We start from the raw sequence: 17,576 nt of genomic DNA, 5'->3' as shown, positions 1-17,576 counted from the left end.
ACCTCGTCGCCACCTTCCGCCCCGCCGTGGGTCCGCACGTTTTTACACAGCCTCGATCGAAATCAGACTCTGACCTCCTCGCCCTATCCCCTCGGCACGAGCCGCCACATTCTTAAGGGATGGCGCACGGCGCCCGCTTCCTGACCCGCCGCATCGCCACGGCCGATGTAGAGGTCGGCGCGGACGGGGCCGCGGATGGCCGAGCCGGTGTCGAGCGCCATGACCAGGCCGCGATAGCTGGCCCTGGCCCCGATGAGATTGCCGCCGTCGGCCTCGATCCAGACCGCATCGCCATAGGTCCAGCGCGACGGGTCCACGGCCACGGACCGCCGGGCGGGCAGGGGGACGCCGGCGGCGCCGGTGGCCTCATTGCCGTCGTCGGGACTGACGGTGAAGAAGATGTAGCGCGGGTTCAGGGCCATGACCGCGCGCGCCTCGGCCCCGCGATGGGCCGAGAGCCAACCGCGAATGGCGTCGCCCGAGGTTCCATTGGTTGGCAGCAGCCCGCGCTCGGCCATGGGGCGGGCGATGCCGACGAACTTGGCGCCGTTGTCAGCGGCGTAGGCCGCGCGCAGACGGGCGCCGTCCGGGAAGGTCAGCGTCCCCGAGCCCTGGATCTGCAGGAAGAAGAGGTCCTCGGCCCGCATCCAGGCCAGGGCGGTCGACTGGGCCGATCCGGCCTCGATGGCGCTGCGGTCGCCCACCTCCGACAGATTGGCCGGACGGCTGAGCACCGGGGCGTCGAACTCGTCGTCGGGGGTGCGGCGGGCCGAATACTCCGGGGCGAAATAGGCGGTCAACAGGCCGGCGCGGCCGTCGTCGGTGCGCGCCTCCGTGGCGACGAAGCTGGCTTCGAGAAAGGCGCGGGCCTCGCTGGGCGACAGGCGCGAAGACGACAGGGCGCGGGCGCGCAGACAGACAGCGTCGGCCCCGCCGCGTCGAGCCGGAGCGCAGCCGGCGACATAGGCGCGAAACGCCGCCAGATGGTCCTCCTCGGCCCAGCCGGGCAGGGCGCTGAGGCTCAGGCCCTCGACCGGCGTCGGCGGGGAGACCGGCCCAGGTCCGGGTCCTGTCGGACCCGGCGGCGTCACGCGCGGCGTCGAGACGCAGGCCGCCGCAAAGAGCAGCAGCGACAGGACGCCGAGTTTCGTCAGGCCCGACCGGGTCACGCCTGGCCGTACGAACGGCGAGACAGACGCCACGGCGGGGACGCGCATCAGGCGCTGGCCGGCTCGACCCGGGCCAGGGCCCAGTTGGGATCGGCGGCGCCGAGGGTGCGCTCGAAGGTCCACAGTTCGGCGGTGCGGCGCTCCTCGATCATGGCCTCGCCCTCGGCGGGGGTCACGGTGCTGCGCATCTCGGCCAGGAAGCGGACCTTGGCGACGGCGCGGTCGTCCTTGACCGTGGCCAGCTCCAGATCGGCGCGGGGCGTGTGCAGGAACTCGGCCTGTTCACGCTCGCCGCGCGCTTCGCGTGCGGCGATGCCGGCCTCGAACGAGGTCATGACCGACGGCGTCAGCAGGGGACGCAGGGCTTCACGGTCGCCCGAGGCGTAGCCGCGCACGATGGTCTCATAGGCCTGACGCGCGCCTTCCAGGAAGCGGGCGGGATCGAAGGCGGGATCGCGGGCCTTCAGACCCGCAACCGCGGCGGCCGTGGCGGCGTCCACGCCGGGCGTCAGGGCAGCCGGGGCCGGACCGCCCTGGGGCGCGGCCTGGGGCAGGCGGGCGTCTTCCTGAGGCTGACGCCCCACCTTCTTGCCCAGCACGTTGTAGAGCATGAACAGCAGCACCGCGGCGACGATGGCGAACATGACGATCTGGAATTGCACGGGCACGGGCTTCACCTGATTGGCGCGCGCCCAAGGGGGATTTTGCGGGCGCACATCTGTTATGGTGAGGATTAGGGGGCGATCCCGCCGGGCGCAAGGCAAGGGGGGCTCAGAACGCCGGTCTCGCCGTTGCGGCCAATAGCCTCGCCGTGGTAGTCGCGGACCCCTCATGCCGGGCCCGGAGCGGTCCGACGTCCCTCGATTCAGACTGACGGCTTATATTTTCATGACCGACGCCAACGCCCCTGCCGACACCGCCGCCAACGGCCAGACCGAGCCGATGCAAGGCCAGCCCGCCGGTCCCGGTTTCCGCATCATGGCGCAGTACGTCCGCGACCTGTCTTTCGAAAACCCGCGCGCGCCGGAAAGCCTGCGCATCGAAGGCAAGCCCGCCATCGACATGGGCGTGGAAATGAACGCCTCGGGTCGCCCCGACGGCCTGTTCGAAGTCGACCTGAAGCTGTCGGTCAAGGCGACCGGCGACGACAAGACCGCAGTGTTTCACGTGGAACTCGTCTATGGCGGCCTGTTTGCGCTGAGCGGCGTCTCGCCTCAGGACATCGAGCCCCTGCTGCTGATCGAGTGCCCGCGCTACCTCTTCCCGTTTGCGCGCCAGATCATCGCCCAGGCCACCTCGGACGGCGGCTTCTACCCGCCCTTCATGGTCGACCCGATCGACTTCGCCGCCATCTACGTCGCTCGCCAGCAGCAGATCGCCAGCGGCCCGGCCGAAACCGGCCAGGCATAATTCATAAGTGAGGCCGCTAACGCGAGGCGCGCGGCGCCTCGCTGCTTGAGCGGAAGGTTTGGGGGCGTCCTTTGGGACGTCCCCTTTTCTATGCGGGGAGGTTGTCGTGCTGAAGGTCATCGCCGAGGACTTCATCAAGCCCGAACACGTCGAGACGGTCATGCCGCTTTATCGCGAACTGGTGCGCCTGACGCGCGAGGAGCCGCTATGCGTCGCCTATGATCTGTTCACGGATCAGCGCCAGCCCGGCCACTTCATCTTCATCGAGGCATGGCCCGATCAGGCGGCGCTGGACGCTCACTGCGCCAGCGAGCATTTCCGCCGCCTGGTCCCCCAGATCGACGCCTTTCAGGAGAAGCCCGGGACCTACATCCTGATGGACGCCGCGCTTTAGGCCGCCGCCTCGTCCTTGACCTCGACCTCGACGGTCACGCCGTAGCCGGCCCACAGGCTGTAGTCCTTCAGCGCCGATTTCAGGAAGGCCAGATGCGCCGCCTGTTCGGCCTCGGTCGAGCGCAACGGCAGGGGATGGGGTCGCGCCCCGTGACTGACCGACGCCGCCGCCGCCACGGCTTGCGGGCTGCGGACCGATGTCAGGTCCAGCGCCCGTTCCTTACCGCCGCGCAGCTCCAGATAGACCTCGGCCAGCAGGCGGGAGTCGATCAGGGCGCCGTGCAGGGTGCGGTCGACCAGCGAGATCTTGAAGCGCTTGCACAGGGCGTCCAGCGAGTTCGGCATGCCCGGAAAGCGCTTTTGCGCCAGCTGAAGCGTGTCGATCCACCGCTCCTGCGGCGGCGGCTTCTGGCCGATGCGGCTGTACTCGAAGTCGATGAAGTTGCGGTCGAAGTTGGCGTTGTGCGCGATCAGGGGCGCGTCGCCGACGAACTCCAGCAGGTCGGCGGCGATCTCGTGGAACTTCGGCGCGTTCTTGACGTGGTCGTCGGTGATGCCGTGGACCCGGATCGCGTCCGGGGGGATCAGCCGCTCGGGATTGACCAGGCGGTGGAAGGTCCGCCCCGTCGGCAGCAGATCATAGATCTCGATGCAGCCGACCTCGATCAGACGGTCGCCCGTCTTGGGATCGAAGCCAGTGGTTTCAGTATCGAGGACGATTTCGCGGGCCATGTCCCTTAATGGGGTAAGCCGCGCCCGGACGAAAGAGCCGGCTCAGCCCCGACGCGGCGGCGTCCACGACGGATCAAGGACTGTCCCCACGATTTCGCGCACCTGATCGCGCGCAGCGTCCAGTCCGCGCCCTGTATCGACCAGAAAGTCGGCGCGGCGGCGTTTCTCGGCGTCGGGCGTCTGGCGGGCCAGGATGGCCTCGAAACGGTCGCGGGTCATGCCGGGGCGGGCCAGAACGCGGGCGGCCTGAACCTCGGGATCGGCGGTGACCACGACCACGGCGTCCACGAAGGCGTCGCCGCCGGTCTCGAACAACAGGGGGATGTCGAGAACCGCCAACCGCACGCCCCTGGCGCTCGCCGCCGCCAGATCATCAGCCCGGTCCTGGGCTGCCAGAGGATGGACGATGGCCTCCAAGCGCTTGAACGCATCTTCGTCACGGCCCAGGCGCTCAGCCAAGCGGGTGCGGTCCACGGCGCCGTCCACAACTACGCCGGGGAAGGCCTGGCCCAGAGGTTCGACCGCCGCCCCGCCGCGCGCATAGAGGCGATGCACGGCGGCGTCAGCGTCCCAGACCAGAGCGCCTTCGTCGGCGAACATCCGCGATGTCGTCGACTTGCCCATGCCGATCGAGCCGGTCAGGCCGAGGAGGATCACGCCTCCTCTCCCAGATGGGCCAACAGGAGGGCGCGCAGATCCAGCGGCGGGGGCGGACGACGGAACAGGGCGGTGAACGAAGGCGCCGCCTGACCGATCAGCATGGCCAGACCGTCCACGGTCGTCAGGCCGCGCGCCCGGGCCGCCGCCAGGAAGGGCGTGACGACGGGCTTGTAGGTCATGTCCATGACCACGGCGCCCGGTTTCAGAACCGACAGGTCGATGGCGGGCTGAACGCTCAGGGCGTTGATGACCAGATCGGCCTCGGCCAGATCAGCCGCCACGGCGACGCGGACCGAGGGACCGAGATCGGCGGCGAGGGCCTCGGCCCGGTCATGCGAACGGTTGAGGATGCCGATGCTCGCCCCCGCCTCGATCAGGGCGCCCGCGCACGCCCGCGCCGCACCGCCGGCGCCCAACATGACCACGACGGCGCCCTTCAGCGCCAGGTCCGGCGCCTGTTCTGACAGGGCGTAGAGAACCCCTGGGCCGTCGGAACTGTCGGCGCGCACGCGGCCCTCGTCGAAGACCAGGATATTGGCCGAACCCGTCGCCTGGGCGGCCTTGCTGGCTTCATCCGCCAGGGCGAAGGCCTGTTCTTTGAAGGGGGCGGTGACGTTCAGACCCTGAACCAGTCCGGCGCGGCCCGCAGCGACCAGAATATCGAACCCGGCGGCGTCCTTCGGCGCGAAGGGCATATAGGCCCCGTCGATATTCCCGGCCTCCAGCCAGGCGTTGTGAATGACCGGGCTGAGCGAATGGGCCACCGGCTGACCGGCGATCCCGGCCAGCAGGGCGCCGCCCGTGATGCGGTTGGTGCGAAAAGGGGAGGGGCTCACGAGACGATCACCCCGGCCCGGCGCAGTTCGGCCAGCACCGGCCACAGCGGCAGGCCAAGGACGGTGAAATAGTCGCCCTCGACCGCCTCGAACAGTTGCGACCCCAGGCCTTCCAGTCTGTAGGAGCCGACGCAGGCCAGCAGGGCCTCGCCCTCCGCCGCCAGATAGGCGTCGAGGAAGGCGTCGGAGAAGTCGCGCATCCTCATCTCGACCGTATCGACGCCGGACCAGACCACCTGGCCGTTGCGGGCCAGGGCCGCGCCGGAATGCAGCTGATGGGTCCGACCGCGCATGGCGATCAGGCGCTCGCGCGCCGCCGCCAGCGTCGGGGCCTTGGAGACCAGGCCGCCGTCGAAGGCCAGGGTCTGATCGGCGCCCAGGACCCAGGCCTCGGCGTCGTGGCGCGACACGGCCAGGGCCTTGGCCCGCGCCAGCTCGGCCGCCAGTTCAACCGGATCCACGCCCGGCGTCTTCAATGCGTCCTCGTCCACGTCGGCGACATGAACGGTAAAGGGCACGCCCGCCTCGGTCAGGACGGCGCGCCGCGCCGCGCTCTTGGAGGCCAGGATCAGGCGTTCGCCGTCGGTCGTCGTCACGAGGGGGCTCCGGGGATGTCCTGACGGCGGCTGCGTCGCTCGCTCAACAGGTTGATGATGGCGGCGGCCGTCTCCTCGACCGAGCGCCGGGTTACGTCGATGGTCGGCCAGCCGCGCCGTTCGAAAGCCCGGCGCGCCTTGACCGTCTCGTCGCGCACCGCGTCATGATCGACATAGTCCGAGGCCCGCGCGGCGTTCAGCCCCTCCAGCCGGTTGCGACGGATCTGCACCAGACGATCCGGCGCCACCGTCAGGCCCACGACCAGGGGATGCTTCAACTGGGTCAGCCGCTCTCCGTCTTCCTGACCCGGCACCAGGGGGACATTGGCGGCGCGAATGCCGCGATTGGCCAGATAGATGCAGGTCGGGGTCTTGGACGTTCGGCTGACGCCGCACAGGACCACGTCGGCGTGCTCCAACTGATCCAGCGTGCCCTGACCGTCGTCATGGGCGATGGCGAAGTCCAGGGCGCCGATACGGTTGAAATAGCCGTGGTCCAGGGCGTGCTGAGCCCCGACGCGGGTCGAGATATTGGCGCCCAGATAACCCGACAGCGCCCCCACCAGCGGGTCCAGCGCCCCGATCTGCGGCGTCTTCAGCCGGCGGCAGCCTTCCTCCAGCTGTTCACGCAGCTCACGGTCCACCAGGGTGTGCAGCACCACGCCGGGCGCCCCGGCGACTTCTTCCAGCACGCGCTCCATCTGTTTGGGCGAGCGGACCAGGGCATAGATGTGTTCGATGGGGATGACGCCGTCGAAACGGGCAATCACGGCCTTGGCCATGGCGTTCAGGGTCTCGCCGGTCGAGTCCGAGACCAGGTGGACGTGGAAATAGGTGGCGAGACGCGACGCGGGTCGGGCGGGGCTCATGGCTCTGATCGTCTCCTCATCCTCAAACCGCCTGGATAGCGGCGGACTCTTTCCCCGCAGCCTGTGCAAAAGCCGGGGCGCCGTTCGACATCGCCTGGGCGCCGAATCCTCTAGCAAGCTCACGGCCCGGTCGCGAGCGGGGATCACGGGCGCCGATTGCCGAACGGCGCCTGAAGTCGTTCATACAGGCGCCGAATTATTATCCTCACCAGGGGATAAGGCGCCTTGTCCAGAATTGGCGCCCGGCGCCTTTCCCACAACGGCGCCCAGATCGGACTCCCGTCACAGCGGACTCAGAGCCGGTTATCCCCGTAATCAACACACCATGACCGGGGCCGCCGAATTCGTTCTTCGGAAATCGGGGAGAAACCTGTCGACGGACGGGACGATCGGATTCTATCCCCGTGATCCAGCGCCCTGCTTCCATCCTCCAACTCTTTCAAATTCTTATTCTTGAATAGGGATTGAGGCTTGGGGGTGTGCATCCTAAAGCCCAAGACATGAGCACTCCTCTTCTGATCCAGGCTCTCCAGGGCCAGACCACGACCCGTCCGCCCGTATGGTTCATGCGTCAGGCCGGGCGCTACCTGCCCGAGTACCGCGAACTGCGGGCCAAGGCGCCGGACTTCATCGCCTTCTGCATGAACCCGGAGATGGCGGCCGAGGCGACGCTTCAGCCCATGCGCCGGTTCGGCTTCGACGCGGCCATCGTCTTCGCCGACATCCTGCTGATCCCAGGAGCCCTGGGACAGAAGGTCTGGTTCGAAGCCGGCGAAGGCCCGCGCCTCGGCGCCCTGCCGTCTGTGGAGTCCATGCGGGAGCTGGCATCCGGGGCGGGGGAAGCCCTGAAGTCGGTGGGCCATACCCTGAGCCTGGTGCGCGCTGAACTCGATCCGGCAAAGGCCCTGATCGGGTTCGCCGGAGCGCCCTGGACCGTGGCCACCTATATGCTGGACGGCGAGGCCCGCAGCATCGGCAAGGGCGAGCGCGCCACGGCCCGGACCTATGCCTATGCGGAACCGGAAAAGGTCGCCGCCCTGCTCGAGGTTCTGGTCGAGTCCACCGCCCATTATCTGAAGATGCAGCAGGACGCCGGCGCCCAGGTGCTGAAGATCTTCGAGAGCTGGGCCGAGGGTCTGCCGGACGATCTGTTCGAAAGTCTCATTCTGAAGCCTCACCAGGCGCTTGTAGCGCGCGCCCGGGCCCTGGGTGTCACCGTGCCGCTCATCGGCTTCCCAAGAGGCTCTGCGGCGCTTGCGGAGCGTTACGCGAGCCATTGCGACGTTCAGGCCGTGGCGCTGGACACCGCCTGTCCTCTGGAGGTCGGCAAACGGGTTCAGGCCATCAAGCCGATCCAGGGGGCGCTCGATCCCTTGTTGCTGCGGGCCGGCGGCGATGCGCTGGATCGTCGGGTCGATCAGTTGATGGAGGCCTGGGGGCAGGGGCCGTGGATCTTCAACCTGGGCCACGGCATTCTTCCGGACGTGCCCATCGCCCATGTCGAACAGGTCCTGCGTCGGATCGGCGCTCAATGACCCAGACCGCCGAAAACAATCGTGCGGGTCGCCGCGTTGCGGTGGTGCTGACCAATCTCGGCGGGCCAGACGGGCCTGACGCGGTCAAGCCCTTCCTGTTCAACCTGTTCAACGACCCGGCTATCATCGGCTTGCCGGGCATCGTGCGCACGCCGCTGGCGCGGCTGATTTCCTCGCGTCGAGAGAAGTCGGCCCAGGCCAACTACGCCCGTATGGGCGGGGGCTCGCCCCTGTTGCCCGAGACCCTGAAACAGGCGGCGGCTCTGTCGCAGCGCCTGGCCGACGCGGCGCCGGGCGATGAGACCGAGGTCTTCATCGCCATGCGCTATTGGCACCCCTTCACCGAGGACACGGCCCGCGCTGTCGCGGAGTTCCAGCCCGACCATGTGGTCCTGCTACCCCTCTATCCTCAGTTTTCGACCACCACGACGGCGTCTTCGCTGAAGGTCTGGCGCGAGGCCTACAAGGGGCCGGGCGAGGTTCACGCTGTCTGCTGCTATCCCGACGCCGAGGGCTTGATCGAGGCCCAGGCCCGACTGATCCGCGAGACCATGGATCGTGCCGAGGGCCAGCCGGTGCGCGTGCTGTTTTCGGCTCACGGCATCCCGGAAAAGCTGGTTGTCGCCGGCGATCCCTATCAGGCCCAGGTCGAGGCCACGGTGGCCGCCGTCGTCGCCCGCATGGGTCTGACCGACTGGTCCATCTGCTATCAGAGCCGTGTCGGGCCGCTGAAATGGCTGGGTCCGGCCACGCCGCAGGCCATCGAACAGGCGGGTCGGGACGGCGTCGGCGCCGTGGTGGTGCCCATCGCCTTCGTTTCCGAGCACATCGAGACCCTGGTCGAACTGGACCACGAGTATGGCGAACTGGCCGAGCAGGTCGGTTGCGCCCCCTATCTGCGCGCGCCCGCCGTGGGCGTAGAGCCCGCCTTCATCGCCGCCCTGGCCCAGGCCGTCGAGGCCGCGCTGGAAACGCCGGGCGTGGCGCCGCAGGGCGCGTCCAAGGGTGGACCATGCGCCCACTTGAAAGCCTGTCCCGCCGGATGTTCAAAGGCGGCCTGACCGGTCAAGGGGAGCCTCATGGATTATTACAACCTGGCCCGCGGCCTTCACATCCTGGCGGTGATCGCCTGGATGGCCGGCATGCTCTTCCTGCCGCGCCTGTTCGCCTATGACGCCGAGCAAGACGCCAAGGCCGAGCCCCTGCGCGGCGAAATGCAGGCCCTGTTGCGCCTGTGGCAGACCCGCCTGCTGCGGATCATCATCAATCCGGCCATGATCCTGGCCTTCGTCTTCGGCGGCTGGCTGCTGTGGCTGCGCAGCGGCGACGGCGCCGACTGGAGCTTCGCGCATCAGCCGTGGATGGTCACCAAGTTGGTCGGGGTCTTGCTGCTGGCGGGCTGGCACGGCTTCCTGGCCGGGCAACGGAAGAAGATCGCCGCCGGGACGTCGAAATATTCAGGCCGTTTCTGGCGCATGACCAATGAGATCCCCTTCCTGCTGGCCATTGTCATGGTGCTGTCCGTCACGCTGGAGTGGGCATTTTAGGGCGCTACCGCTCGCCACGCGGTCGCTCGCTGCTTAGGCGCGCGAAGCGCCAGGCCGCGTCGGGTTGAAACCCGTAGGGCCGCGCGAAGCCGTCAAGGCGGAGCCTTTTGACCGCGGCCAAAAAGAACGGCCTTGCTTGACGGCGCCGGGTCATTCGTGGTTCCGCTCGTGGTGAACCGTTCGGCGTGATCCCATCGCGATCCGCAGGGCGGTCCCTCTCTTCTTGCGACGCCTGCCGGATTGATCCTGCGGGAGCCCGTCGTCCTCCCTCTGGCCGCAAGGCCGCGACATCGACAGACGAACCGCCTCGACGCAGCCATGCGTCCGAGCGCGCGAGCGAGCACGCCATGACCGATACGCCTGAAAACAACGACCAGTCCGCTGAAGCCGTTGAAATCGTTGCCGAACGTCCGCGCAAGACGCTGACCCTGGGCGGCGCCAAGGCGCCGGTCGAGGCGCCTGCGGAGCCCGAAGTCGAGGCCGAGGAAACTCAGATCGTCAACGACGACACCGGCGTCGACACTACAGCCGATGACGAGGACGACGACGGCGAACCGATGGTGCCCAACGGCCGCATCACGCTGCAGGAACTGAACGAGAAGACGCCGGAAGATCTGGTCGCCTTCGCCGAGGGCCTGGACATCGAGAACGCCGGCAACCTGCGCAAGCAGGACCTGCTGTTCGCCATCCTGAAGACCCTGGCCGACGAAGAGGTCGAGATCATCGCCTCGGGCGTGCTGGAGATCCTGCCGGACGGCTTCGGCTTCCTGCGCAGCCCCGACGCCAACTACCTGCCGGGCCCGGACGACGTCTATGTCTCGCCGTCGCAGATCCGCCGCTTCGGCCTGCGCTCGGGCGACACGGTGCACGGCGCCGTGCGCGGCCCGCGTGAGGGCGAGCGCTACTTCGCCCTCCTCAAGGTCGACACGATCAACTTCGAAGATCCGGAGATGGTCAAGACCAAGGTCCTGTTCGACAACCTGACGCCGCTCTATCCCGAAGAGCGCCTGCACATGGAAATCCAGGACCCGACGCTGAAGGACCGCTCGGGCCGGATCATCGACATCGTCGCCCCGCTCGGCAAGGGCCAGCGCTGTCTGATCGTCGCCCCGCCGCGGGTGGGTAAGACGGTCATGCTGCAGAACATCGCCAAATCGATCGAACGCAACCACCCTGAAGTCTTCCTGATCGTGCTGCTGATCGACGAACGCCCGGAAGAAGTCACCGACATGCAGCGCACGGTGAAGGGCGAGGTCGTCGCCTCGACCTTCGACGAACCGGCCACCCGCCACGTCGCCGTCGCCGAAATGGTGATCGAAAAGGCCAAGCGTCTGGTCGAGCACAAGAAGGACGTGGTGATCCTGCTGGACTCCATCACCCGCCTGGGCCGCGCCTACAACGCCACCGTCCCCTCGTCGGGCAAGGTTCTGACCGGCGGCGTCGACGCCAACGCCCTGCAACGGCCCAAGCGCTTCTTCGGCGCCGCGCGCAACGTGGAGCAGGGCGGCTCGCTGACTATCATCGCCACGGCCCTGATCGACACCGGCAGCCGCATGGACGAGGTCATCTTCGAAGAGTTCAAGGGCACGGGCAACTCGGAGATCGTGCTGGACCGCAAGGTCGCCGACAAGCGCATCTTCCCGGCCATCGACGTGCTCAAGTCCGGCACCCGCAAGGAAGACCTCATCACGCCGAAGGATCAACTGGCCAAGACCTATGTCCTGCGCCGCATCCTCAACCCCATGGGTCCGCAGGACGCCATCGAGTTCCTGCTCGACAAGATGCGCCAGTCCAAGAACAACGGCGACTTCTTCCAGTCCATGAATACCTGATTTGTGCCCCTAACGCCGCGCGCGCGGCGCGGGGCTGCTTGAGGGGCGCCGTCATGTTTCACGTGAAACGCGCGAGGACATCATGAAGCTGAACATCGAGATCGACTGCACCCCGGCAGAGGCCCGCGCCTTCCTCGGCCTGCCTGATGTCACTGGGCTGAACGACCATCTGGTGGCCGAGATGCAGAAGCGGATGGACGCCAATATGGCCTCCATGCAGCCCGATGAGCTGATGAAGACCTGGACCAGCTTCGGCGTTCAGGCTCAGGATCAGTTCCGCCGTCTGATGGAAGCCGCCGTGTCGGGCGCGCCCAAGGCCTGACGACTTGAGTTCCAACGCCGACACCATCTTCGCTCTGGCCACCCCGCCGGGGCGGGGCGCCATCGCCATCGTGCGCCTGTCCGGGCCAGGCGTGAACGCGGCGCTGAGCGCGCTGGGGGCAGGGGGACTGACGCCGCGTCTGGCCGCTTTGCGCACCCTGCGCCATGACAGTGAGACGGTGGACCAGGCCCTGGTCCTGCGCTTTCCGGGGCCGAATTCCTATACCGGCGAAGACAGCGCCGAACTGCATCTGCACGGCGGTCGGGCCGTGGTCGAGGCCGCCAGCCGCGCCTTGATCGCCTTGAATGTTCGTCCCGCCGAACCGGGTGAGTTCACTCGCCGCGCCTTCCAGAACGGGCGCATGGACCTGGCCCAGGCCGAGGCCGTCGCCGACCTGATCGACGCCGAGACGACCGCACAGAAGTCTCAGGCCCTGGGTCAGCTGGACGGCGCTCTCAGCGCTGCTTACGCCGGTTTCCGTCGCGACCTGCTGAAGGCCCTGTCTCTGGTCGAGGCCGAGATCGACTTCCCCGACGAGGAAGTCCCCGACAATCTGGCCCGCACCGCCGGCCCGGTTCTGGACCAGTTGGCCGCTGACCTGCGCGCGGCCCTCGCCGATTCCGACCGCGGGCGCCGGGTGCGAGAGGGCTATCGCATCGTCCTGATCGGCGAGACCAACGCTGGCAAGTCATCGCTGTTCAACGCCCTGACGGCGCGTGAAGCGGCCATCGTCACCCCCATCGCCGGCACCACCCGCGACGTGCTCGACGCCGAACTGATGATTGGCGGCTATGCCGTCACCCTGTCCGACACCGCCGGGCTGCGTGACGGCCAGGATGTTGTCGAGGCCGAGGGCATCCGCCGGGCGCGGTTGCGAGCGCAAGACGCTGACCTGCGCCTCTGGGTCAGGGCGCCAGATCAAGGGCAGGGAAATGACCCCGCCGCCGCCTTCGCCCAGGTTGAGGATCTACAGATCCTCAACAAGGCCGACCTCGGCGCCGCGAAGCCGGTTGACGGGCTTGAGGCTCTGTCCGTCAGCACGACGAGCGGGGAGGGCTTGTCCGATCTCCATGACTGGATCGCCGCCCGTCTGGCCCGCGATCTGTCGGGCGCCGACTTCCCGGCGGTGACGCGCGAGCGCCATCGTCGTCGCCTGGTCGAGGCCCTGGAGGCCGTCGAGGCGGGACGTCGCGCGCTGGACTTGGCGCCAGAGATGGCGGGTGACGACCTGCGTCGGGCCGCCGACGCCCTGGCCCGAGTCACCGGCGCCATCGGCGTCGAGGACATCCTCGGCGAGGTCTTCTCCACCTTCTGCATCGGCAAATAGCCGCCGAACCACGGTGTTTCACGTGAAACATCGGCGTCGTTCTAGTGGCGATTTGGGCCGGGATGGACTATGTCCTCGCCCATGAGTTCCTCCCCCTCTACGACCTTCGACGTCATCGTCATCGGCGGCGGTCATGCCGGCTGCGAAGCTGCGGCCGCGTCTGCGCGCGCGGGCGCCCGCACCCTGCTGCTGACCCAGAAGCTCGAAACGATTGGCGAGATGAGCTGCAACCCGGCCATCGGCGGCCTGGGCAAGGGCCATCTGGTGCGCGAGATTGACGCCCTGGACGGCGTGATGGGCCGCCTGGCCGATGTCTCGGGCATCCAGTTCCGCCTGCTGAACCGCTCCAAGGGCGCCGCCGTGCGCGGACCGCGCAGCCAGATCGACCGTCGTCTCTATCGCGAGGCCATGCAGGCCGAGCTGGCCCAGACGCCGAACCTGACCCTGATGGCCGGCACGGCCGAGGCCCTGATCCTGAACGGCGACCGCGTCGTCGGCGTAACGACGGGCAAGGGGACTGAATTGCGCGCCGGGGCCGTGGTTCTGACGACCGGCACCTTCCTTAACGGCGTCATCCATCGCGGCGAGGAGCGCATCGCCGCCGGTCGCTTCGGCGAGGCGCCCTCTGTCGGTCTGGCCGCTGACCTTTATGGCGCGGGCCTGATGATGGGGCGGTTGAAGACCGGCACGCCCGCCCGCCTGGACGGCCGCACCATCGCCTGGGATAAGTTGGAGATGCAGGCGGCCGATGACCAGCCCGTGCCGTTCAGCTTCCTGACCGACAAGATTGAAGTGCCGCAGATCGCTTGCGGCATCACTCATACGACCGAAGAAACCCACCGCATCATCGCCGAGAACCTGGGCGAGAGCGCCGTCTATGGCGGCAAGCTGTCGGGTCGCGGTCCGCGTTACTGCCCCTCAATCGAGGACAAGGTGGTCCGCTTCGCCGACAAGACCAGCCACCAGGTCTTCCTCGAACCCGAAGGTCTGGACGATCCGACCGTCTATCCCAACGGCATTTCGACCTCGGTGTCGGACGCTACACAGATGGCCTTCCTACGCACCATGCCAGGCCTGGAAGCCGTCGAGGTCTTCCGCTTCGGCTACGCCATCGAATACGACTATGTCGATCCGCGCGAACTGACCCCGGCGCTGGAGGTCAAGAAGCGTCCCGGTCTCTATCTGGCCGGTCAGATCAACGGCACGACCGGATATGAAGAGGCGGGGGCCCAGGGGCTGATCGCGGGGCTGAACGCCGCCCGCGCCGCCGCCGGTTCCGACCCGGTCATTCTGGGCCGCGACCAGGCCTATATCGGGGTCATGATCGACGACCTGGTGACGCGCGGCGTCACCGAACCCTATCGCATGTTCACCAGCCGGGCCGAGTATCGTCTGACCCTGCGCGCCGACAATGCCGACGTGCGCCTGACCTCCCTCGGCATCGCCGCGGGGATCGTCGGTTCTGACCGCGAGAAAGTATGGCTGGAGAAGGCGGACCAGTTGGACCGGGCGAACCGTGTTTCACGTGAAACGCAGTTCACGCCCAAGGAGGCCGGGGCGCTGGGTATTACCGTCAACGCCGACGGCCAGCGTCGGTCGATCCGTGATCTGCTGTCCTTCCCCAATGCGACCCTGGACCAGTTCATCGCCGTCCGACCCGAGATCGCCGACTGGTCGCCCGCCGTGCGCGAGCAGGTCGAGATCGACGCCGTCTACGCCGGCTATCTGGACCGTCAGGCCTCGGAGGCCGAGGCGCTGCGGCGGGAGGAGGGGCTGTCCCTGCCCGAGGGCCTCGATTACGCCGCCATCGGCGGTCTGTCGAACGAGGTCCGCGAGAAGCTGATCCTGGTCCAGCCCCGCACCCTGGGGCAGGCGGGCCGCATCGAGGGCATGACCCCTGGCGCTCTGACGGCCCTGCTGGCCCATGTGAAAAAGGCGACGTCGCTCGCCGCAGAAGTCGAGACTATTGTCGCGTGAGCTTGGACCCCATCGCCGCCTTCCGAGCCCATGCCGGCGCCAGTGAAGCCCAGATCGCCGATCTGACCGCCTTCCTCGCCATGTTGACCGAGGCCAATGAGGTGATGAACCTCGTGGGTCCCGACAGCATTCCTGACTTCTGGAACCGCCACGCCTGGGACAGCGCCCAACTTCTGGCGCTCGCGCCCGAGGCTCTGACCTGGGCCGATCTGGGCGCCGGGGCCGGCTTCCCCGGCGTGGTGCTCGCCATCCTGCTGAAGGATCGGCCCGACGCCCATGTCTGGCTGATCGACAGCTTGGGCAAACGTTGCCGCTTTCTGGAGCAGGTAGTCGAGGCGCTGGATCTGCCGGCGACCGTGGTCAACGGACGGGCCGAGGAGCAAGACGTCGAGGTCGACATCGTCACCGCCCGCGCCGTGGCGCCGATGGAGAAACTGCTGGCTTATGCACAGCCTTACTTCCAGCACGGTGCACAAGGCCTGTTCCTCAAGGGAGAGAAGGCCGAAGCTGAGTTGAAAGAGGCGGCCAAGGTCTGGCAGTTTAAGAGCGACCTCTCCGTCTCGCGCAGCGACCCGCGCGGCCGTATCGTCCACATCCGGAGTCTTCGCCGTGTCCGCTGATCGCGAGAAACAGACCCGCGTCCTGGCTGTCTCCAACCAGAAGGGCGGGGTGGGCAAGACCACGACCGCCATCAACCTCGGCACGGCCCTGGCCGCCATCGGTGAAAAGGTGCTGATCGTCGACATGGACCCTCAGGGCAATGCCTCGACGGGTCTGGGTGTTCCACGTGAAACACGCCGAGCGACGATCTATGACGTCATCGTCGACGGTCGCCCGATCGACCAGTCGGCGGTGGAGACCGCCGTACCCGGCCTGTTCATCGTCCCCGCCGACGCGGACATGTCGGGGGTCGAGATCGAACTGAGCCAGGCGGATCGTCGCTCCTATCGTCTGCGCGACGCCCTGGCGGCGCAGGGCGGCAACGGCCATACCCGGTACGACTATGTCCTGATCGACTGCCCGCCCTCGCTGAACCTGCTGACGCTGAACGCCATGGCCGCCGCCGACGCGGTTCTGGTGCCGTTGCAGTGCGAGTTCTTCGCGCTGGAGGGCCTGACCCAGCTGATGCGGACCATCGACATGGTCAAGCAGAGCCTCAACCCGGCGCTGGAGATCCAGGGTCTGGTCCTGACCATGTACGACCGCCGCAACGCCCTGTCGGGGCAGGTGGCGGCCGATGTGCGGGCCCACTTCGGCGACAAGGTCTATGACAGCGTCATTCCCCGCAATGTGCGGGTGTCGGAGGCGCCGTCCTTCGGCAAGCCGGTGCTGATCTATGATCTGAAATGCACCGGCAGCCAGGCCTATCTGAAGCTGGCGCGCGAGCTTGTGGCGCGTGAACGCCAGCGTCGCCAGGCGCTCGCCGCCTGATCGGCGGCTTTACCGATTAAGTAGAACGGAATCAGCATCTTGTCCGAACGTCAACGTGGTCTGGGCCGGGGCCTGTCGGCCCTTCTGGGAGAAAACGTCGCCGAGAGCGCGCCGGTCGACGGCGGCGCTCAGCCGACGGGCGTGCGCGCCGTGCCGATTGAGAGCCTCAAGCCCAATCCTGACCAGCCGCGCAAGCAGTTCGGGGCCGAGCATCTGGAGGAACTGACCGCCTCGATTCGCGACAAGGGAGTCTTGCAGCCGATCCTGGTGCGGGCCCAGCCCGGCCAGGACGGCATGTGGCAGATCATCGCCGGCGAGCGCCGCTGGCGCGCCGCCCAGGCCGCCCGGCTGAAATTCGTGCCCATCATCGAACGCGCGATGGACGACGTGGAGGTGATGGAGGTCGCCATCATCGAGAACGTCCAGCGCGCCGATCTGAACCCGGTCGAAGAGGCCATGGCCTATGGCTCGCTGATCTCGCGTTTCGGCCGGACCCAGGACGCTCTGGCCGGCGTGGTGGGCAAGAGCCGCAGCCATGTGGCCAACACCCTGCGTCTGCTGCAACTGCCCGACAGCGTGCTGAACCACGTCATGGAGAACCGGCTGTCGGCCGGTCACGCCCGCGCCCTGATCACGGCCCCCAACCCCGAGGCCCTGGCCGAACAGGTTCTGTCCAAAGGCCTGAACGTGCGCCAGACCGAGGCCCTGGCCCGCCGCGCCGCAGACGGTCCAAAGCCGACGAAGGCCAAGCCGGTCCTGAGCGGGGAGGGCGCCGCCGACGTCGCCGCCCTGGAGCAGGATCTCGCCGACGCCCTGGGTCTGAAGGTCCTGCTGTCCGACAAGGGCGGCAAGGGTGAGCTGACCATCAAATACGGCACGCTGGAACAGTTGGACGATCTGTGCCGACGCTTGATGCGCGGCTGACGGGCCTTTCTCATCA

At 67.7% G+C, this 17,576-nt stretch carries 19 protein-coding genes; 12 read left to right on the top strand and 7 right to left on the bottom strand.

Annotation, left to right across the window (positions count from 1 at the left end):
* Positions 1-83: 83 nt before the first annotated feature.
* Positions 84-1,217: an MltA domain-containing protein gene (locus tag DXK21_RS13180; RefSeq protein ID WP_114818243.1), complete on the bottom strand. Its 1,134-nt coding sequence runs from the start codon at positions 1,215-1,217 to the stop codon at positions 84-86.
* Positions 1,217-1,831, bottom strand: coding sequence for a TIM44-related membrane protein TimA (timA, locus tag DXK21_RS13175; protein WP_162790672.1), 615 nt, complete (start codon positions 1,829-1,831; stop codon positions 1,217-1,219). The genes DXK21_RS13180 and timA overlap by 1 nt, the downstream gene beginning before the upstream one ends.
* Positions 1,832-2,057: 226 nt before the next feature.
* Between timA and secB the strand changes: the two genes are divergently transcribed.
* Complete coding sequence (gene secB, locus DXK21_RS13170) at positions 2,058-2,579, top strand: protein-export chaperone SecB (RefSeq protein WP_114818242.1); 522 nt, start codon at positions 2,058-2,060, stop codon at positions 2,577-2,579.
* 106 nt (positions 2,580-2,685) lie between these two features.
* Positions 2,686-2,973: a putative quinol monooxygenase gene (locus DXK21_RS13165; RefSeq protein ID WP_114818241.1), complete on the top strand. Its 288-nt coding sequence runs from the start codon at positions 2,686-2,688 to the stop codon at positions 2,971-2,973.
* Here DXK21_RS13165 and dnaQ read toward each other — a convergent pair.
* The 5 genes from dnaQ to DXK21_RS13140 are packed head-to-tail and all read right to left on the bottom strand — an operon-like array spanning position 2,970 to position 6,665.
* The gene (gene dnaQ, locus DXK21_RS13160; protein WP_114818240.1) at positions 2,970-3,704 is read right to left on the bottom strand and encodes a DNA polymerase III subunit epsilon; all 735 of its coding nucleotides are present in this window, start codon (positions 3,702-3,704) and stop codon (positions 2,970-2,972) included. The two genes, DXK21_RS13165 and dnaQ, sit on opposite strands and share 4 nt — an antisense overlap.
* 42 nt (positions 3,705-3,746) lie before the next feature.
* Positions 3,747-4,361, bottom strand: a complete 615-nt coding sequence (gene coaE, locus DXK21_RS13155) for a dephospho-CoA kinase (protein WP_114818239.1) — start codon at positions 4,359-4,361, stop codon at positions 3,747-3,749.
* Entirely contained in the window at positions 4,358-5,200 is an 843-nt protein-coding gene (locus DXK21_RS13150) for a shikimate dehydrogenase family protein (protein ID WP_211306033.1), read from the bottom strand. Before DXK21_RS13150 ends, coaE begins: the two co-directional genes overlap by 4 nt.
* The gene (locus DXK21_RS13145; RefSeq protein ID WP_114818238.1) at positions 5,197-5,796 is read right to left on the bottom strand and encodes a Maf family protein; all 600 of its coding nucleotides are present in this window, start codon (positions 5,794-5,796) and stop codon (positions 5,197-5,199) included. Before DXK21_RS13145 ends, DXK21_RS13150 begins: the two co-directional genes overlap by 4 nt.
* A complete protein-coding gene (locus DXK21_RS13140) occupies positions 5,793-6,665 on the bottom strand; it encodes a pyruvate, water dikinase regulatory protein (RefSeq protein ID WP_114818237.1) in 873 nt (290 codons plus the stop codon). The genes DXK21_RS13145 and DXK21_RS13140 overlap by 4 nt, the downstream gene beginning before the upstream one ends.
* Before the next feature lie 500 nt (positions 6,666-7,165).
* Between DXK21_RS13140 and hemE the strand changes: the two genes are divergently transcribed.
* From hemE to DXK21_RS13090, 10 genes are all read left to right on the top strand, one after another.
* Positions 7,166-8,200: a uroporphyrinogen decarboxylase gene (gene hemE, locus DXK21_RS13135; RefSeq protein WP_114818236.1), complete on the top strand. Its 1,035-nt coding sequence runs from the start codon at positions 7,166-7,168 to the stop codon at positions 8,198-8,200.
* Positions 8,197-9,261, top strand: coding sequence for a ferrochelatase (gene hemH / locus DXK21_RS13130; protein WP_114818235.1), 1,065 nt, complete (start codon positions 8,197-8,199; stop codon positions 9,259-9,261). Before hemE ends, hemH begins: the two co-directional genes overlap by 4 nt.
* Positions 9,262-9,279: 18 nt before the next feature.
* The gene (locus tag DXK21_RS13125) at positions 9,280-9,747 is read left to right on the top strand and encodes a CopD family protein (RefSeq protein WP_114818234.1); all 468 of its coding nucleotides are present in this window, start codon (positions 9,280-9,282) and stop codon (positions 9,745-9,747) included.
* A 347-nt stretch (positions 9,748-10,094) separates the two neighbouring features.
* On the top strand, positions 10,095-11,579 hold the full coding sequence (gene rho, locus DXK21_RS13120) for a transcription termination factor Rho (protein WP_114818233.1): 1,485 nt from the start codon (positions 10,095-10,097) through the stop codon (positions 11,577-11,579).
* 82 nt (positions 11,580-11,661) lie between these two features.
* Positions 11,662-11,901, top strand: a complete 240-nt coding sequence (locus tag DXK21_RS13115) for a DUF6489 family protein (protein ID WP_114818232.1) — start codon at positions 11,662-11,664, stop codon at positions 11,899-11,901.
* Between the two features lie 4 nt (positions 11,902-11,905).
* Complete coding sequence (gene mnmE / locus DXK21_RS13110) at positions 11,906-13,228, top strand: tRNA uridine-5-carboxymethylaminomethyl(34) synthesis GTPase MnmE (protein WP_114818231.1); 1,323 nt, start codon at positions 11,906-11,908, stop codon at positions 13,226-13,228.
* 81 nt (positions 13,229-13,309) lie between these two features.
* The gene (gene mnmG, locus DXK21_RS13105; protein ID WP_245945221.1) at positions 13,310-15,205 is read left to right on the top strand and encodes a tRNA uridine-5-carboxymethylaminomethyl(34) synthesis enzyme MnmG; all 1,896 of its coding nucleotides are present in this window, start codon (positions 13,310-13,312) and stop codon (positions 15,203-15,205) included.
* Positions 15,202-15,825, top strand: a complete 624-nt coding sequence (rsmG, locus tag DXK21_RS13100) for a 16S rRNA (guanine(527)-N(7))-methyltransferase RsmG (protein WP_211306032.1) — start codon at positions 15,202-15,204, stop codon at positions 15,823-15,825. Before mnmG ends, rsmG begins: the two co-directional genes overlap by 4 nt.
* Positions 15,815-16,636: a ParA family protein gene (locus DXK21_RS13095; protein ID WP_114818229.1), complete on the top strand. Its 822-nt coding sequence runs from the start codon at positions 15,815-15,817 to the stop codon at positions 16,634-16,636. The genes rsmG and DXK21_RS13095 overlap by 11 nt, the downstream gene beginning before the upstream one ends.
* 39 nt (positions 16,637-16,675) lie before the next feature.
* Positions 16,676-17,560: a ParB/RepB/Spo0J family partition protein gene (locus tag DXK21_RS13090; protein ID WP_211306031.1), complete on the top strand. Its 885-nt coding sequence runs from the start codon at positions 16,676-16,678 to the stop codon at positions 17,558-17,560.
* Positions 17,561-17,576 lie beyond the last annotated feature (16 nt).

Source organism: Brevundimonas bullata, from assembly GCF_003350205.1.
In the GTDB taxonomy this organism is placed as follows: Bacteria; Pseudomonadota; Alphaproteobacteria; order Caulobacterales; family Caulobacteraceae; genus Brevundimonas; species Brevundimonas bullata.
The sequence above is the reverse complement of the archived record's forward strand: the minus strand, read 5'-3'. Positions and strand labels throughout refer to the sequence as shown.